This is a genomic window from Roseomonas sp. TAS13 (assembly GCF_001950415.1).
GTDB lineage: Bacteria > Pseudomonadota > Alphaproteobacteria > Acetobacterales > Acetobacteraceae > Roseomonas > Roseomonas mucosa.
Genome location: NZ_BDLP01000066.1, coordinates 1 through 16,591 on the forward strand (window position 1 = coordinate 1; position 16,591 = coordinate 16,591).

13 protein-coding genes and 1 pseudogene are annotated in these 16,591 nt (G+C 63.8%); 4 read left to right on the top strand and 10 right to left on the bottom strand.

Going from position 1 to position 16,591, the window contains the following annotated elements:
• Positions 1 to 33 precede the first annotated feature (33 nt).
• From ROTAS13_RS07905 to ROTAS13_RS07940, 8 genes are all read right to left on the bottom strand, one after another.
• Positions 34 to 735, bottom strand: coding sequence for a hypothetical protein (locus ROTAS13_RS07905; protein ID WP_075822015.1), 702 nt, complete (start codon positions 733 to 735; stop codon positions 34 to 36).
• Entirely contained in the window at positions 735 to 1,721 is a 987-nt protein-coding gene (locus ROTAS13_RS07910; RefSeq protein ID WP_139323285.1) for a hypothetical protein, read from the bottom strand. Before ROTAS13_RS07910 ends, ROTAS13_RS07905 begins: the two co-directional genes overlap by 1 nt.
• A gap of 4 nt (positions 1,722 to 1,725) precedes the next feature.
• Entirely contained in the window at positions 1,726 to 2,892 is a 1,167-nt protein-coding gene (locus ROTAS13_RS07915; protein WP_058389669.1) for a DUF4238 domain-containing protein, read from the bottom strand.
• A 3-nt stretch (positions 2,893 to 2,895) separates the two neighbouring features.
• A complete protein-coding gene (locus tag ROTAS13_RS07920; RefSeq protein ID WP_075822017.1) occupies positions 2,896 to 6,414 on the bottom strand; it encodes a DEAD/DEAH box helicase in 3,519 nt (1,172 codons plus the stop codon).
• Positions 6,398 to 7,177, bottom strand: coding sequence for a Hachiman antiphage defense system protein HamA (locus ROTAS13_RS07925; RefSeq protein WP_075822018.1), 780 nt, complete (start codon positions 7,175 to 7,177; stop codon positions 6,398 to 6,400). The genes ROTAS13_RS07920 and ROTAS13_RS07925 overlap by 17 nt, the downstream gene beginning before the upstream one ends.
• 11 nt (positions 7,178 to 7,188) lie before the next feature.
• The gene (locus tag ROTAS13_RS07930) at positions 7,189 to 7,995 is read right to left on the bottom strand and encodes a restriction endonuclease (protein ID WP_075822019.1); all 807 of its coding nucleotides are present in this window, start codon (positions 7,993 to 7,995) and stop codon (positions 7,189 to 7,191) included.
• Between the two features lie 101 nt (positions 7,996 to 8,096).
• A complete protein-coding gene (locus tag ROTAS13_RS07935; protein WP_075822020.1) occupies positions 8,097 to 9,134 on the bottom strand; it encodes a nucleotidyl transferase AbiEii/AbiGii toxin family protein in 1,038 nt (345 codons plus the stop codon).
• Positions 9,127 to 9,750, bottom strand: coding sequence for a DUF6088 family protein (locus ROTAS13_RS07940; RefSeq protein ID WP_216348609.1), 624 nt, complete (start codon positions 9,748 to 9,750; stop codon positions 9,127 to 9,129). Before ROTAS13_RS07940 ends, ROTAS13_RS07935 begins: the two co-directional genes overlap by 8 nt.
• A gap of 440 nt (positions 9,751 to 10,190) precedes the next feature.
• On the opposite strand from ROTAS13_RS07940, the gene ROTAS13_RS07945 reads away from it, so the two are divergent.
• Entirely contained in the window at positions 10,191 to 11,222 is a 1,032-nt protein-coding gene (locus ROTAS13_RS07945) for an amino acid ABC transporter substrate-binding protein (protein ID WP_019460624.1), read from the top strand.
• 46 nt (positions 11,223 to 11,268) lie between these two features.
• On the opposite strand, the gene ROTAS13_RS07950 is transcribed toward ROTAS13_RS07945, so the two are convergent.
• Positions 11,269 to 12,252: an endonuclease/exonuclease/phosphatase family protein gene (locus ROTAS13_RS07950; RefSeq protein ID WP_075822021.1), complete on the bottom strand. Its 984-nt coding sequence runs from the start codon at positions 12,250 to 12,252 to the stop codon at positions 11,269 to 11,271.
• Positions 12,253 to 12,609: 357 nt separating this feature from the next.
• Between ROTAS13_RS07950 and ROTAS13_RS07955 the strand changes: the two genes are divergently transcribed.
• The 3 genes from ROTAS13_RS07955 (at position 12,610) to ROTAS13_RS07965 (ending at position 16,151) form a co-directional block, all read left to right on the top strand.
• Positions 12,610 to 14,475, top strand: coding sequence for a ribonucleoside-diphosphate reductase subunit alpha (locus ROTAS13_RS07955; protein WP_075822022.1), 1,866 nt, complete (start codon positions 12,610 to 12,612; stop codon positions 14,473 to 14,475).
• 137 nt (positions 14,476 to 14,612) lie between these two features.
• Positions 14,613 to 15,680: a ribonucleotide-diphosphate reductase subunit beta gene (locus tag ROTAS13_RS07960; protein ID WP_019460627.1), complete on the top strand. Its 1,068-nt coding sequence runs from the start codon at positions 14,613 to 14,615 to the stop codon at positions 15,678 to 15,680.
• A gap of 192 nt (positions 15,681 to 15,872) precedes the next feature.
• The gene (locus ROTAS13_RS07965) at positions 15,873 to 16,151 is read left to right on the top strand and encodes a hypothetical protein (protein WP_019460628.1); all 279 of its coding nucleotides are present in this window, start codon (positions 15,873 to 15,875) and stop codon (positions 16,149 to 16,151) included.
• A 21-nt stretch (positions 16,152 to 16,172) separates the two neighbouring features.
• Here ROTAS13_RS07965 and ROTAS13_RS07970 read toward each other — a convergent pair.
• A pseudogene (locus tag ROTAS13_RS07970) lies at positions 16,173 to 16,591 on the bottom strand (N-6 DNA methylase); the annotation flags it as partial.

The following is a 16,591-nucleotide window of genomic DNA, read 5'->3' on the forward strand; positions in this document are numbered from 1 at the left end:
ACATCGTCGAGACCGGCAACGATAGTTGGCGATTCAAGAACCGCGCCTGAACGCCCCCTCAACACACCTCACAAGAGGGTCCCTTTTGCGTGCCGATCTGGGGTCCCAATTCAGTGCCGATTGACAGGGTGGCTCGGTGACAGCCCCAGGAAGAGGATCGCACCGGCCCCAGAAGCGCGTGCCAGCCCGGATATAGCGGATGAGATCGGCAGGTCTCAGTCTCAGATGCTCGCTCGGCAGCGTGGGTCCGGGAAGCAAATCGAGATAGTCGCCTGCCTCGTTGGACCAAAGAGCGGGTGCGATCGCCCGAAGTTTCTCGCAGGCAGGCCCCTCGCCATGGCGGACGACATTGGCGACGATGAACATCTCAAGAAGGTCAGGCCCAACGTTGTCGCTGCCGAGGTCGACCTCGGCAATCTCAGCGCAGGCCAGCAGTTGCTCCTTGAAGCCGCGCAGCATCGGCGCATCATCAGGCCTCTTCGCACGCGCCCAGATGCTGAGCTGGCGTTCGAAAATGCCGGCCATTGTGAGAACGAAGGACTTGGCGGTCTCATTTGCCGTGTAGTTGTCGACCTGCGCTGCGACGCGGTCGAGAAACTGCTCTAGCGATTGCGCCTCGCCGGTCGCAAGGGTTGGATGAGCGGTCAGCGCGTCCATACCGGGCCAGATCACCCGGTCGAAGAAGCGCGACAGGTTAACTTGGAAAATCCGTGGAAGCTGCTCGGCCGGCGTCATCACGATTGCCATCTCCGCACGGGAAAGCCGAACCGTTTCCAGCAGATGGCAGCGAGGTCCATGACCGTGACCGGTTGCACATTGAACACGCCCTGGACATCGGTCGCGTGCTGCCCCCCAAAGATCGAATTGGAGACCAGCTTGCCCTGGTCTTCCGTGCAGAGAAGGTCGTAGCCGTAGGCATAGTGCGTTGCGGCAATGTCCAAATCTGCCCAATCGGCCATCAACTTCCGCAACGCCTTCAAGAAGGCGTCGCGAGTCGCGTGAATACGCGGTACGACCGCTTCAGCTCCGATGCCGTTGCGCCAGAGATAGCGATCGAGCGTGATGTTGTTCAGCGCGGCAGCCTGGGCGTAGCGCTGATTGAGGGCCGCAAGCCCGTGCGCTTGCGAGAGCTGCGTCCCGAAATCCTGCAAGGCACGCAGCGGATATTCATTGAAGGGGCGGATGAAGGCGCTCATCCGGTCTTGGCGCTCACCGATCGCGTAAAGCTCATCGACGGCCCAGTCGCCTTGATCGAAATCCGGAAGCGCGCCGTAGCCGATGCGCGGCCCGTGCATCACGCGAAAGCCGGTCGCGAGCGCAAGGCGGATAATGTCCTGCCGGATTGGAGGGATGTCGGGCCGCGGCGCCTTTTTGCCGACGGCGAGCAACAGATCCACGCGATCGGTGTTCTGCAGGCTTTCCGCGGCGAACGTCGCTTCGGGAATGCCGGCGCGGATCCGGCCTTTCCGGATGCAGCGTTGAATGTACCACCATGCCACACGGTGCTTCTTCGACAGCAACCGATCCCTGCTGAGCGGCCGCCACTTTTCAAGGAGCTTGCCGATCTGCGGATTGGCGATGGTGCTGTAGGTGTTCGTGTCGAAGGTGACAGATATCGGCGTCTTCATAAGCAGCGGCTTTCGGGCGTTTCTAGCTAGCGTCGGCGTGCGGCGCAGCTTGATGTCGTGGAGTGCGGAGAAAGGGGCTCGCGGTGGTGGCATCTAATCAAACCTCCCGCTGAGTCTGGCTGGGCGTCTCGGTCACGATCGGGAGTTCGGTTTGTTCGGTAGAAGCGGCCGCCATTTTTGCCTCAAGGCGTGCCGCCTTCTCAGGCGTGTCAATAAACTGCGACAGCACCGGGCGCGGACCGAAAACATTCCGGACGATGATTTGGATTTCCTTGTCCTGTCGGCGCACTTCCGTGGTGATGGTAGGCACGAGCGCGGCATGGGCCCGTATCAGCTCGTCGCTCGACCGATCACGGGCGATCGTCATGCGATAGGAAAACTGCGCAATCGTCCGATTGAGCTGCCGCACCTTCCGGCTGTCGGATATGTCGCGATGACGCGATACCACGTTCACCGGTCCGCGCTTGCTGGAGCCGCGCACGAGCATGTGCGCGGAAACCGGGAAGATCAGCTCGACGTCGCCTGAATGCTGGTAAGGCGTCCGCGCGTGCAGCGTTTGGCGTGGATCGTAGCTGCAGACGGGATTGTCCGAGGTGATGAAAGGCGTGCTCGTCTTGTTGTGCAGCACTTCAAAACCGAGCCGGAAGCAGAGATCTCCGAAATCCTTGAACTCACCCTGCATCGCCAACAGCGTCTCGTGAGGGTTGATGCCGACGGGCACGGTGTCGAACTGACCGGCGTAGCGCTCCATTTCCGGTGGAAGCGCGCCGATCTCTTCGGCGACCTTGTGTTGGCTGCGGAGCTTAGCTTCGATCATCAAGGCATGTCGGTCGCGCGTGGCCGGGACGCGGGCACGCATGATCGTTTGCATGCCGAGGACATTGAAGGAAATGGCGGGCGACAATCGTCGTGCCTCCAGCGCCCTGATCGTCTCCGGCCACACGGTTTCGATGGTGTTCCAGAAGTCCTCGAAACGGTGGGTTTCCTGCCCTCCCTCGGGGAGCTTCTGGGAATAATAGTCTCGCTCGAACCCGATCGACCGCGGTTTCATCAGAAGCGGATTTTCAGGTGCTTCGCAAAGATAGACCTGAATGCGGTCGTCTTCGGCAGCAAAGCCATCCATATAAACAGCTGAGATGAAGTGATGCCGGCGATTGTTGCGGTTGGTATTCCCGCCCGAGGGATTGATGAGGCTGAACGGCCGCACGTCGCCGTCGACGGGAACGGCCCCCCAAAGGCCGAAATGTGTGGGCGCCTTCGTCATCTTCTAGACCGTCCACAAATCATCGGGGCCGAGATAGCTCAGGTCGAGCTGAGCTACATTCTGGGCCACATTCGCCCGCACGAGACCGCGGGCATTCGGGTTGAGCGGATGCTGTAGCTGGCCGATCGCGCGCCCGTCGGGCGCCAGCACCAGCGGCTGTCCGTTCCTATGAAAGAGGCTGACTGGCGTCCCGGGAGGGACCGGTGCGGCGAACCACTGGACGTTTCCAAGGTAATCCCGCCGCGCCCAGGTCCGGTTATCCGAGGGGGCAAACTCCTGAATGAATTCGAGCCATATCGCCCGTGTCTCGGCCGTTGGCCAATTGGGTTGCGCCGACCAGACCGCGAGGCCGGGCGAGCGCAGCCAGGCGCGTAATTCCGCGCCGGTCGTGAAGGTGGCGGCGGTGTCGGTAACGGCTTTGATGGCCGCCAGCCGTGAATTGAATCCCGCCTGGATCAGGATTGAGGCGGAGCGGTTCATAGTACCCGTTTCGACGGCCGGCACTGCCAAGCCCAACTCGTGATCTTCCAACGCCAATTCGAACACACCGGCGACATCGCCATTGGCGGCGGCACGGACGCGCAAGGCCTCCATGGCCCAAGGAAGGCGATAAACCAGGCCGCCTTCGATAAACTGCAACGTCTCGGCTTCCTGTCCAGCGACGATCGCGGCCAGCGGCTGTCCGAGCAGCCAGCATCTGAGGATATCGCGCCAATTTGCCGGGAATGGATCCGGCTCAAATGGGTAGAAGGCGAACACGCGCTCGGCGATGCCGGTGATCGCAGCGATTGCCGCCTCATGGTCCGCCGCCGCGAGGGCCGCGTTGGCCTGTATGAGAAGATCGTTTGCCTCGGGTGCAATTGCGTCCAGCGCGTGCCCGGCTTCGAGGCCGAGACCGGCCAAAAAGTAGCCGCGTCGTCTAGCGGCGGTCGAGTTCGCCCATATGAAGCGGGTCCGGGTGAGCAGCGTGGTGCGATATGCCGCCCGCACTGCATCGTTCATGCGGAGCAGGCGACGCTGCCAGAGCGAAGATTGCAGGATATTGTCGAGCGCGGCCTCGATCTGGTCATCGGACACGTCGGCCTCGCCGATGAGACTGAGAATGGCGGTGTCGAGCGTCGCCATATGACGCTCCCACTCTTTCAGCGCCCGCTCGCGCTTTTCGACCTTCTCGCCGGCGACCTCAGGGAAGGTCCACGCCGTGGCATTGTTGACGACATAGTCGATCAACTGGTCGAGGTTGCCGCCAAGACGCGCGTGCATGCGGTTGAGCAAAGACCAGATGAGTTGGATGAGCCCGCTTTCCATCTCGCGGGCGCCGAGATCTTTGATCAGCTCGACCCATTCGCCGTGCTTCTTGTTCTTGGCGTCCTCAAAGATGGGATAGAGGACAAGGCCTTCGACATCGACGTAGGCCCGGCCGGCGCGGCCGATGACGTTCTTGAATTCGGAGACCTTGATCTTCTCGCCGTGCCGGTAGAGCGAGTGCATGACGACGGCGGTCGCCGACAGATTGAGGCCCTGCGCCAGGGTCGGCGACGAGATCGTGACCTTGAGCACGCCGTCACGCAGGAGACGCTCGACCTCCTTGCGATAGGCGGTCGGCAAAGCTCCATGATGAAGCGCCACGCCAAGTCGCAGGCATTTCAGGATGTCGCTGTGCGGGCCGAGCCATTCTTCACCGAGCGCGATGGCGGTCTGCAGCGTGGCCGGGTCGACCGTGAGCAGGGACGCGAGCGCGCCGCGCGAGTGCAAGTCGACGATGACCTTGGCAAATGGTTCGACACTGCGCCGTTCTGGGCAGTAGATCAGAACGGTCTGGCCGTCGCCTACGAGGCGCCAGGCGGTGGCAAGGGTCAATTCCTGCTGGTTATCCGGGAAGAGCTTGGTGCGAAGTCTCTTCGGCGGCACGAACAGCGGTGGCGCCGCGCCGGTGAGGAACCGGGGCACAAAGGGCCTTTCCTCGCCGACGCGAAGACTAAGGCGCGCCGTCGGCGAGTTCCAGGTCACTTCACCGAAGCGCAGGCGCGTCGGACGCCAGTCGTGCTTGATAGGGCCGCCGGGCTGATCGCGGAGCAGCCACGCCGAGAAGTCCTCCATTTGATCGCCGTCGGGAAGAATCGCCGATAGGCAGACGATGCGGCGCTGATCGGCGTCCGGGCGACGCAGGAGGCGCTGAATCTGAACTTCGTATCGAACTTCGCGCTCGCCGGGCCCGATCATATGGCCCTCGTCGAACACGAGCAGGCCGACATCGTCGAGCAGCGACGGGTCGTTCCTCAAGGCAAAGTCGAGCTTTTCAGGGGTCGCGACGACGATGTCACGCTCGCGGATGGCATCCTCGTCGAAACCAGACACCCCAATGCTGCCATAGAGGGCGGAGATGGTCTTGCCGAGCGGCCCGAACGTGCGCTGGAGCGTGGTTTCCGTCTGCGCAGACAGGGCGCGAAGCGGGGTCACGAACATGACCCGCCGTCCGCCGGCCAAACATCTTAGAATGGACAATTCGGCGATGCGGGTCTTGCCGGCGCTGGTCGGCAGCGAGACGACGAGATTGTCGGTCTGATCGACAGCACGCGACGCCGCCTCGGTCTGCGAAGGCCAGAGGTCGATCTCGGCCCTCGGGCGGCGAGCGAGCAAGGCGATGAAGAGCTCGCGAAGGCTCGGCCATGAAGCTGCAGCTCCGCCGGCGGGGAGCAGCGGAACCTTTTCGTGGAAGGTGTTCGACCAGAGATCGGAAAGCAGATGAATGGCGACCCGATGCGCCCACCATTGTGGCAGAAGGTTCAATTCCGCGCAGATGTCGAGACTTTCGCGAAGCTGGGCGATCGCCCTGTCAAGAAGCGCACGCTCGCCGCGATCCAGCGCCAGAAGGAACATCGCGAAGGCGCCGTAAAAGGTGTCCGTCAGCGCCAGATCCAGGCCTTCGAAGAGAAAGTCCTGACCATCACGGTCCTCCGCATCGGCGGCCGGCTCGGCGAGGCGCTGCTGAAAGAGCGCGGCAATGGTTGCGTCAGAGCCTCGGCCGTCCAGACGGAAGGCGTACACTCGTGCCCTTAGCTCGGTGATGTCTCGGCGCATCAACAGCGCGAGTACCTGCTCGGTCGGGGAAAAATTCTCCTCGGCCGCGACGACCGCGAGGAGTGAATAGGCTCGAGCTGATAGATGCGCGAGGTGATAGCTTGCGGCCGCCATGGCGAAATGGAAGTCGCGATCCGCCTCGGCCCGATTGCCTTTGGCGATAACTGCTTCGAGCGCGGTTGCCGCCTGCTCGAATGCGATACGTGCCTGGTTTGGATCGCCGCCAAGTTCGAGGAGGCGTAGCCCCAGCCCAAGCAAGCCATAGGCGTAACTATGGAGATCGAAGCTGAGCTGGGGCGAGAAGGCGGGGGCGTCAGGAGGTAAAACACCGTCACGCCAGATCATGGCGCGCGCTTGGCCCCGCGCGATAAGTCTGCCGCGAAAGCCAGCCGTCGCCGCGTCCGTGATGGCGGCGATGATCGCTTCAGGGTTGGTTGGCATTGGCGATGACCTGAGCGTAGACGGCCCCGACGAAGGCGGCATGGCCGTCTACGTGTAGGCCGATGCCCCATTGTCCGATCGGACCGGGATAGGCCTGCAGAGCCTGTGTCAGCAGTGCCTGCGGGGAGTTTCCTGAGAAGGTGAAGAGGAGATGCTTGACGCTCTCGGGTGGAATGCCGTGCCGATAAAGGGCATCGTCGATCGCGTCGACGAGCGGCATATCCGTGCCCAGTTCCATCAGTCTGGCCGAGATGTAGGATAGAGAATGCGACGATGGCAGGCCGCCATCCTTGTCGAGGCCTGTACGCGCCTCTTCAAGTGTCTTGGTGCGAAGCGCGGCGCGGCTCTTCGCTTCCGTTTTGAGGAAGCGAAGGCGTTGTGTCGCCGGGTCGAGGATCATCCCGATGACGTCATCGCCGCGCATCGCCATGTCGCGGTGATCTCCCCAACGTAGCCGTTTGATGGGCGCGCGATAGCCGCTGTGCGCGTTGATCCATTCGGTGGCGTAAATCTCGCCGAGGTCACCAGACCGTATCTGAGGAGTCTGCGGCAGGAGGTCGGTGATCATCTTTGCCGCCCCGGCTTTGCCCAATCGTGCCAGCGCTCTCGCGATCCGTTCTTCAGCGGCGTAGTGAGTGGGCACGGCGGTAGCCGTCACCTGGATGCCGGTCGGAGCATCCGCCGGACGGCCGGTCATGACCCGGACATGATGATTGCCGAGCGGCGTGTCCGCGGCGTCGCACCAATCGTTGAATTGTACCATGCGCCTCCTCCTCAGGCCGGGAAGAGGTCGCGAACACGAAGGAAGGGCATGCCGGTTTCGGCTGCTCTGCGCACCTTGCGTTCCAGAACATGGTTGAGGGGTATCTCGCGATCGAGCATCTCGTAGAGGTCGAGCCCGTCCATACAGATGACGCGCTTGCCGCGTCCGAAGGCGGCAAGGCCATCATTGGTGAAACCGCTATTGCTCACGAACAGACCGCGGGTCCATGCGGCCTTCTGTTCGATCTTGCCGTGGAAGGTGTGCAGCTCGGCCACGCCGATCGGCTGGCCGTGCCATTTGGCCTCAAGGAGATAGATCTCGCTTCCGAGCTGGAAGCTGCCGTCGATCTGCTCGCCGCGCAGGCGAAAGGGCTCCTGGGCGGCAAGGCCGAAGGCGTCGAACAGGCCTTTGAGAAATGCCTCGAATGCGTAGCCACGCGCATGTGGCGCGAGCGCGGTGACCTGAAGCAGATCCGCCTTGATCTTGTTGATCGCCTGTCGATCGACAGCGGCTGGCTGCGGGTTCGTTGCGGCGCGTTGGGGCGAGACGCCGCCAGAGAGGCGGTTGATCAGTCCCTGATAGCGCGTCTCGGCATTGGCGACGGGGTCGGTGGCACCGGAGCGGGCGAGATATTCGCTGCGATGTTCCCAGAGCGCCGTCAGGGCGCGAACGGCGGTCGAATCGTCGCAACTCTGCAAGAAATAGCGCAGGCGCTTGCCCTTTGATTTGCCGTTTACCGCGTATTTCGGATCGTCGATGTTGATCTTGAGCTCGGATGCAAAGAAGTCCGCGAAGCTGGGATCGGAAAAATCCAGCACGAAGCCAGAGCCTCGGACGAAGTCGACGAGGTCGTCAATAAGGCGCAGATCTATGGATCGAATCGAACTGATAACCTTTCCCCTGAGCGAACAGCCTTGAGTTAGCTGTTGATCGTTTCTTGAAGCGCGGCAATTTTTGCAAGTATGTCGTCGAATGACGGCGGTGTCTGGTCAAACATCATCGGCGCCATCGCCCGATAATCGGCCCGTAAGTCTTTAACCCGCGCCTCGTCCGGCATCAGCCGGAGCGTGCCTGGTCGAGCCGTTTCATAGCTTGCCCAGCCCGAGCGGAAGAAGGTGGTTTTGTGCTGTGCGACCTGCGCCAGCAGATCGAGATCGGCAACAGCTGCTCGCCCCTTGTCCGTGTCGAGGAGCATGGAGAGGTCGTAATAGTGCCGCGAGAAATATTGCGGCGTCGGGGATTCTGCAGAGCGATGCGCCTCCGCGTGGAGCGCGGTCGCCTTCTCCCAGAAGGTGCGCCGAGCTGACAGCACGGTCACGCTGGTGTCGGGTTCGGCGAAAAAGTCGGGATAGTCGTCGGCCGCATAGGGGCGGATGACTTTCTCTTCAGTCGGCCAGGGATCGCCGCGCGCACGGAGTTCGAGTTTCACGCGTGGAGTGATGTAGGCCATGCCCTCATATTCAGCGGCTGGCAGGGCTGTCGGGTAATGGAAATTGACGGTCTGGGCGTCGCCGGCGTCGATCTCCAGCGACCACTCGCCGTTGGCCGGCTCGCCGAGCTGTTCAACGATCGCGGCGCGAAGCGCCGGGAGGAGTTTCTCGGCAATGTGCCGCTCAACGTCGCCGACCAGATCCTCGATAAGCCGGGCTGCTTGCTTCCTGCTGATCCCCTCCTTCTCGGGATCTCGATCGCCGGTGTATCCTAGTTCTGCCCGATCGAATGATGGGTCGATGTCCTCGGAGAACCGGCGGATGGCGCCGAACGCTTTGGAAAGCGAGGTGCCGCCCTTGAAGACAAGGGTTGCCGTAGTGCCCTTCGGCAAACCGAACAGGCGCCTCAAGCTCCAACAAACCCAGAAGTCCTTTTCGATGATCGTGTCGGCGACGCCCCGGCCGGCGCCGGTCTCTCCGAAGAGAGCTGCTCGATCGTCGACGGGAAGACGGGCGACCTTATCCATCGATATCGGCCACCGCTGCGTTGGCGATCGAAACGAGCGTCGGCCGCATCCATGCAGGCGCTTGAACGGCGGTTGAGGCCAGTGTCTTCTTGTCGTTGGCCGAAAGCCGGCGCGCCGCGACCTGTACGACGTCAGCCGCCCGCACGGGGCCGACATGGCGAAGCGCCTGAACCACCGTACCGGCAGGACTGCCCGGCGCGATAAGATGTTTGGGCGAGGCGTGGCGAAGATCGACGACACGCTTTCCCAGCACGACGCGTCGTGACGGACCGTTGGTGAGATAGGTGCTCTGGGCGGGAACCTGCGTCGAGAGGCCAAGCGCGTTCGCTGCCCGAGCGCCAGCAATCTGCACCTGCGAGCCGGTCTCCCGGGCAAGAGCGTGGGCGACATCGTCCGGAGCGGGCGACAGCGGCCCGAGCTTCGGATGCAGCTTCGGGAAGTCGTAGAGCCCACGCGCAAGCCGGCGGAGTTGTCCGCCCTTCACCAATCGTGAGAGGGCCTGATCGACGGATGAGCGGGCGGCAACGATGAGAAAGTCGCTGGGCGTGAAGACGCTGCCGCGTCCGCTGGCTCGGACACGTTTCATCACCCGGTCGGGAACGGAGGTGGCGATCATCTTCATGCGTCAGAAAATAAGGTCTCTTTTTCTGACATGCAAGGGGTGGGCTCTGGAGGTACAACCCATTCTCGGGCGCGGCCTGGATTTTCGCTTTCCAATCTGCTAATCGATGACGGTACTTTTCGGGGTTGGCGGCAAGGCCCGTGCTGGCCGAAAAATTCGGCTCTAAAGAGCGATTGATCCCGATAGATGCTGGAGCCACGCAAAATATTTTTTGCGGAAATCTCCCTTTAAAATCAACACCATAAGTTTTTGACGACCCGCAGGTCGGCTTTTGGCGTACCAAACAAGAAAAAACCAAGCTAGATCAATGATCTACCTGGGCCAAATACAATTGAATGGGAGTAAACCACCGCTTGTTTGGCGGGCGGTAGCACGGCGACGCTCGACCCATCGGCCTCCAACGGAACGGAGGCCCCTGGGAAGGGTAAGACACGATGCGCATGACGAGCGTCGCGGCGGCCGCCCTGGCCGTCGCCATCTCCGCGTTTCCAGCCGCGCACCAGGCTTCGGCCCAGCCCGCCGCCGACACGATGGGGGCGATCAAGGAGCGCGGCTACCTGCTCTGCGGCGTCGCCGGCAACAATGTCGGCTTCAGCCTGCCCGACAGCCAGGGCGTGATGAAGGGCATCGATTCCGATACCTGCCGCGCCGTCGCCACGGCCATCCTGGGCGATGCGAACAAGGTCCGCTTCGTCAACACCACCGCCACCAACCGCTTCACCGCCCTGCAATCGGGCGAGGTGGACATGCTGGTGCGCTCCACCACCTGGACGCTGGGGCGCGAGGCGGCGCTGGGCCTCGAATTCGCCGCGGTGAACTTCTATGACGGCACCGGCTTCGCGGTGAAGACGGCCTCCGGCGTGAAGTCGGTGAAGGAGCTCGACGGGGCCTCCGTCTGCGTGCAGCCGGGATCGACCACCGAGCTGAACCTCACCGACTACTTCCGCTCGAACAACATGAAGTTCACCCCGGTGGTGATCGAGAGCATCGAGGAGATCCGCAGCGCCTTCATCAGCGGCCGTTGCGATGCCTTCACCACCGATGCCTCCTCGCTCGCCTCCTTCCGCTTCAGCCAGGGTGCCAATGCCGGCGAGTACACCATCCTGCCGGAGATCATCTCGAAGGAGCCGCTCGGCTCCATGGTCCGCAAGGGCGACTGGAAGTTCTTCGACATCGTGAAATGGACGCACTACGCCCAGCTTACCGCCGAGGAGCTGGGCATGAACTCGAAGAACGTCGAGAGCTTCGTGGACAACAACAACCCCGAGGTCCAGCGCTTCATGGGCAAGAGCGGCGACCTGGGCAAGATGCTCGGCGTGCCGGCGGACTGGGCCGTGCAGGTGGTCAAGCAGGTCGGCAACTACGCCGAGGTCTGGGACCGCAACATCACCCCGATGGGCGTGCAGCGTGGGCTGAACAACCTGTGGAACAAGGGCGGGCTGCAATACCCGCCGCCGATGCGCTGAACATGACGGCCGGGAGGGAGGCCGCGTCCCTCCCGGCCGCGCGTCGTCAGAGGCGCAGCGTCAGCAGGATCGCATCATGGTCGGAAAGGACCTTTCCGACCTCGTCCACCGAGGGCATCACCGCGGGTACCTCGGCCACCAGGCCGCGCGTGCAGAACCAGTCGAGCTGACGCGGGTTCAGGCCGCTGCTCCAGGTGCTGCGGCGGGTGGTGACGCCGGCGAGGTTGCAGCCGGACCAGTCATAGCCCCGCGCCGCCGCTTCGCCGAAAAGCATCTCCTCCGGATTGTCATGGCCGCCCGGCGCCACTTTCGTGTTGAGGTCGCCGCCGATCAGCACCGGCAATGAGTCGGCATAGGCATCCAGCGCATCCAGCAGCCCGCGCATCTGCCGGGCGCGGCCGGCGAAGTCGGCGCGGCTTTCCAGATGCACCGAGCAGCCGACGAATTCCCGGTCGCCGCAGCGGAAGGTGGCCGCCACTGCCATGCGCGTGCCGATGCGCTTCTGCCCGCCGGGCGGGTCGATGAACCAGTCCGCGACCTCGTCCAGCCGGATCACCACCGGGTCGCGGAAGGGCAGGGCGCTGGTGAAGCCGTTGCCGTGGAAGCCCAGCCTGTTATCGGTCGCGGGGTCGTCGTAGGCGACCGGTGCCGGCATGGGTGCCAACTCCAGGAACTCCAGCGCATAGGCATGGCCATGGCCGAGGAAGCCGGCGAGGTCGCGTGTGGTGTGGCGCTGCCCCGTGCGCAGCATGCCGGAATCCATCTCGGAGAGCAGGACCAGGTCCACCCCCTGCTGCCGCAGCAGGCGCGCGGCCGCATCGGGATAGAGGCAGCGCTCCAGGTTCCAGGCCGCCACGCGCAGCAGGCTCTTCTCCACCCCGGCCGGCGCGGCGGCGGATTCGATCTCGCCGAAGGCGGCCACCGAGGCCATGGCCCCGCCATGCGCCTCCCGCAGGGGCGGCAGGGCGGCGAATTCTGCGCGCCGTTCCGCCGGCACGGGCGACAGGTTCTCGACAGGCTTGCTGGGCATGGTGACGGCTTGGATTCCACGGGCTACGGGGAGCGTTCCGCTAGTCACCGGAAGGTGAGGTAGCCAGTGAAGCTTTGAGGTCGGTGCCTCCCGTGGTCTCCGTATCGCCTGTGGAAAACGGGGAAAAGGGGGATAAGGACGGCGCCATCATCCGCCCCGCGGCACCTTGCGAGGGGGAAAAGCAAGGATTGCCGCGGTGTTTCGCGCAATCCGCCCTGCCGGTCTCCAGCCACAACGTCTAGCGGCCTTTCCCTGGAACCCCACCAGATGTGGTGTTAAGAATCCCGCCCCGACTCCCGCGTCGGATTCCGTTTCCGTGTTTCACCGCCCCCGGACCCGCCTAAGGAGAGGACCGCCATGTTCGACGCCGTTCAGCTTGAGGGGCATGGCCAGGTCACCATCGACCGGAGCCGCGACGCGCTGCTGACCGACTTCGGCAAGGCCACGCTCGACGACCGCTACCTGCTTCCCGGCGAATCCTACCAGGACCTCTTCGCCCGCGTCGCATCGGCCTATGGCGACGACGCCGCGCATGCGCAGCGGATCTACGACTACATCTCCAGACTCTGGTTCATGCCGGCGACGCCGGTGCTGTCCAATGGCGGCACCACGCGCGGCCTGCCGATCTCCTGCTTCCTGAACGAGGCGGATGACAGCCTGGACGGCATCCTGGGCCTGTGGAACGAGAATGTCTGGCTCGCCTCCAAGGGCGGCGGCATCGGCTCCTACTGGGGCAACCTGCGCTCGATCGGCGAGAAGGTCGGCCAGAATGGCAAGACCTCCGGCATCGTGCCCTTCATCCGCGTGATGGACAGCCTGACGCTCGCGATCTCCCAGGGATCGCTGCGGCGCGGCTCGGCCGCCGTCTACCTGCCGGTCTCGCATCCCGAGATCGAGGAGTTCATCGACATCCGCCGCCCCACCGGCGGCGACCCGAACCGCAAGGCGCTGAACCTCCACCACGGCGTCCTGATCCCCGACGCCTTCATGCGCGCGGTGGAGGCCGACGAGGAATGGGCGCTGACCAGCCCCAAGGACGGCGCGGTCATCCGCAAGATCTCCGCGCGCGGCCTCTGGATCCGCATCCTGCTGGCGCGCATCGAGCAGGGCGAGCCCTACATCATCTACAGCGACGCGGTGAACAACGCGCGCCCCGAATACCACAAGCTGGCCGGGCTGGAGGTGAAGACCTCCAACCTCTGCTCCGAGATCACGCTGCCCACGGGCCGCGACCAGCACGGGCAGCAGCGCACCGCCGTGTGCTGCCTTTCCTCGCTGAACTTCGAGACCTGGTTCGAGTGGAAGGACCATCCGACCTTCATCGAGGACGTGATGCGCTTCCTCGACAACGTGCTGCAGAGCTTCATCGACACGGCGCCCGACAGCATGGCCCGCGCGCGCTACAGCGCCATGCGCGAGCGCTCGGTGGGTCTCGGCGTGATGGGATTCCACTCCTTCCTGCAGGCGCAGAACGTTCCCTTCGAGAGCGTGGTGGCCAAGGTCTGGAACAAGCGGATGTTCAAGCATATCCGCGCCCAGGCCGATGCCGCCAGCATCAGGCTCGCCAATGAGCGCGGCCCCTGCCCGGATGCGGCGGAGTACGGCTTCAACGAGCGTTTCTCGAACAAGATGGCGATCGCGCCCACGGCCTCGATCAGCGTCATCTGCGGCGGCGCCTCGGCCGGCATCGAGCCCATCGCGGCCAATGTGTACAACCACAAGACGCTTTCCGGCTCCTTCATCGTGCGCAACCCGCATCTGAAGAAGGTGCTGGCGAAGCACGGCCGCGACGACGACGACACCTGGACCAGCATCACCGTCAGCAAGGGCTCGGTGCAGCACCTGGACTTCCTGGACGATCAGGAGAAGGCCGTGTTCAAGACCGCCTTCGAGCTGGACCAGCGCTGGGTGATCGAGCACGCCGCCGATCGTACGCCCTATATCTGCCAGGCGCAGTCGGTGAACATCTTCCTGCCGGCGAACGTGCACAAGCGCGACCTGCACCAGATCCACTTCCAGGCCTGGAAGAAGGGGATGAAGTCGCTCTACTACTGCCGCTCGCTCTCCATCCAGCGCGCCGACACGATCAGCGAGAAGGTGGCGGTGCAGCCCTCGCTGGGCCTGGCCGCCGTGGCGGAGGGGGCGCAGATCCCGCTGCCGCTGGTGGCGCAGCAGGCGGCTGGCGGGACCACCAACTACGAGGAATGCTTGGCCTGCCAGTAGGCGGAGCCGGGTCCGGCGCGGCGGGGGCTCCCCCGGCGGAAGGTGGCGGGGGCCAGCGCCCCGGCATGGAGGCCGCCCCACCGGCCCCCTTCCTCGCGCCGCCAACGAGACAGACTGAAAACGCAGCGAGACGCCCCATGCCCGATGGCCACAACCCCTCCGACGAGATGCCGCCGCATTTCGACCTGCTGACCGCCAATCCGGTCTACAAGCCCTTCCGCTATCCCTGGGCCTATGACGCCTGGCTGACGCAGCAGCGCGTCCACTGGCTGCCGGAAGAGGTGCCGATGGCCGATGACGTGAAGGACTGGCAGAAGAACCTGTCCGAGGTGGAGCGCAACCTCGTGACGCAGATCTTCCGCTTCTTCACGCAGTCGGACGTGGAGGTGAACAACTGCTACATGAAGCACTACTCCCAGGTGTTCAAGCCGACGGAGGTGCTCATGATGCTGTCGGCCTTCTCGAACATCGAGACGGTGCATATCGCGGCCTACAGCCATCTCCTCGACACCATCGGGATGCCCGAAACCGAGTACCAGGCCTTCCTCAAGTACAAGGAGATGAAGGACAAGTACGACTACATGCAGGGCTTCTCGGTCGATTCGAAGACCGAGATCGCCAAGACGCTGGCCGCCTTCGGCGCCTTCACCGAGGGGCTCCAGCTCTTCGCCTCCTTCGCGATCCTGCTGAACTTCCCTCGCTTCAACAAGATGAAGGGGATGGGACAGATCGTCACCTGGTCGGTGCGCGACGAGACGCTGCACTGCCTGTCCGTGATCAAGCTCTTCCACACCTTCGTGCAGGAGAATCCGGAGATCTGGACGGAGGCCCTGCGCCGCGAGATCACGCAGATCTGCGAGACGATCGTGGAACACGAGGACGCCTTCATCGACCTCGCCTTCGAGTTGGGCGACGTGCAGGGACTGACCGCGCCGGAGGTGAAGCAGTACATCCGCTTCATCGCCGACCGCCGGCTGCAGCAGCTCGGCCTGGAACCGGTCTACCGGATCGAGCGCAACCCGCTGCCCTGGCTCGACGAGATGCTGAATGCCATCGAGCACACGAATTTCTTCGAGAACCGTGCCACGGAGTATTCCAAGGCTTCCACAACCGGAAGTTGGGAAGAGGCTTTCGAGGACAGCGTGTTCAACGCCTCCGCCGCGGAATCCAAGGATGTTTCTGTCTCGGAACGCTCCCGGCACTGAGTGAAATCGGAGAAAGCAGGGGAGGCACTGCCCAGGATGACGGGCGGTGTCTCAAATTTGTGTTTCTTCGGTCGAAAATGACGGTACAGTGACGGGGTTTCGTGGCACGCTGGCACCGGATAAATTGGACTGCGTGTATTTGACGAAATGACGTCAATCCATCCGATCATAGCGTGGGGTGCCGGCCTCGACATGGCTGATAACGATAGCAGCGAGACGACAAAGCCGGGCACGCGTCCAGGCTCGGCCCCGCGGCAGACGCGGCGCCTCTCGGACAAGATCCTGATTGCTTTCCACCATGCCTGCGACCAGGAGGATTTCGAGGTCGCGGAGGATCTCCTGCGGCTTCTCGAGGTCATGCTGACCCGCAAGCCGGTGCATCCGGACGTCAACCGGCGCAAGAACATGGAAAGCCTCGTGGCGGCGCATGAGCGGCTCTGGCTGCTGCGCCATCCGGAAGCGCAGGGCTGAAGCGAGGGGCGGCCGCGCCGCTCAGCCGGGCAGGGCGGCCCCCTGCCGCAGCACGGCCTCCGCCCCGGCGGACCAGCCCGGGCCCTCATGCAGCACCAGCCCGGGCAGAACCCGGTCCGGCCCCCGCCGCGCCAGCCAGCCCTGCAACATGACCCGCTTCGCCTCCCGCCCGGCCCTCGGCCAGAGCGGGAAGAGCGAGACGGCCCCGAAGCCGGCCCCGCGCAAGGCCGCCCAGCCCTCGCCATGCCGATGCGCGGGCAGGATCAGCGTCGCGGACCCGCCCGGGCGGATGCCCCGGGCCAGGACCTTCGCCAAGAGAGGCAGCGGCACCGGCTCCGCCTCGTGCATCGCCGCCGCCCGGCGCGGATCGGGCGAGGCGGTGCCGCCCGTCCAGTAGGGCGGATTGGTCAGGCCATGCGCCGAGAATCCCCGGCCGGGCA

What these genes read in the sequence shown, in the direction of transcription:
- ROTAS13_RS07965 (WP_019460628.1), top strand. Translation starts at nt 15,873, where the DNA reads ATGGCTGATAACGATAGCAGCGAGACGACAAAGCCGGGCACGCGTCCA.
- ROTAS13_RS07905 (WP_075822015.1), bottom strand. Translation starts at nt 735, where the DNA reads ATGACGCCGGCCGAGCAGCTTCCACGGATTTTCCAAGTTAACCTGTCG.
- ROTAS13_RS07955 (WP_075822022.1), top strand. Translation starts at nt 12,610, where the DNA reads ATGTTCGACGCCGTTCAGCTTGAGGGGCATGGCCAGGTCACCATCGAC.
- ROTAS13_RS07940 (WP_216348609.1), bottom strand. Translation starts at nt 9,750, where the DNA reads ATGATCGCCACCTCCGTTCCCGACCGGGTGATGAAACGTGTCCGAGCC.
- ROTAS13_RS07920 (WP_075822017.1), bottom strand. Translation starts at nt 6,414, where the DNA reads ATGCCAACCAACCCTGAAGCGATCATCGCCGCCATCACGGACGCGGCG.
- ROTAS13_RS07945 (WP_019460624.1), top strand. Translation starts at nt 10,191, where the DNA reads ATGCGCATGACGAGCGTCGCGGCGGCCGCCCTGGCCGTCGCCATCTCC.
- ROTAS13_RS07910 (WP_139323285.1), bottom strand. Translation starts at nt 1,721, where the DNA reads ATGCCACCACCGCGAGCCCCTTTCTCCGCACTCCACGACATCAAGCTG.
- ROTAS13_RS07915 (WP_058389669.1), bottom strand. Translation starts at nt 2,892, where the DNA reads ATGACGAAGGCGCCCACACATTTCGGCCTTTGGGGGGCCGTTCCCGTC.
- ROTAS13_RS07950 (WP_075822021.1), bottom strand. Translation starts at nt 12,252, where the DNA reads ATGCCCAGCAAGCCTGTCGAGAACCTGTCGCCCGTGCCGGCGGAACGG.
- ROTAS13_RS07935 (WP_075822020.1), bottom strand. Translation starts at nt 9,134, where the DNA reads ATGGATAAGGTCGCCCGTCTTCCCGTCGACGATCGAGCAGCTCTCTTC.
- ROTAS13_RS07925 (WP_075822018.1), bottom strand. Translation starts at nt 7,177, where the DNA reads ATGGTACAATTCAACGATTGGTGCGACGCCGCGGACACGCCGCTCGGC.
- ROTAS13_RS07960 (WP_019460627.1), top strand. Translation starts at nt 14,613, where the DNA reads ATGCCCGATGGCCACAACCCCTCCGACGAGATGCCGCCGCATTTCGAC.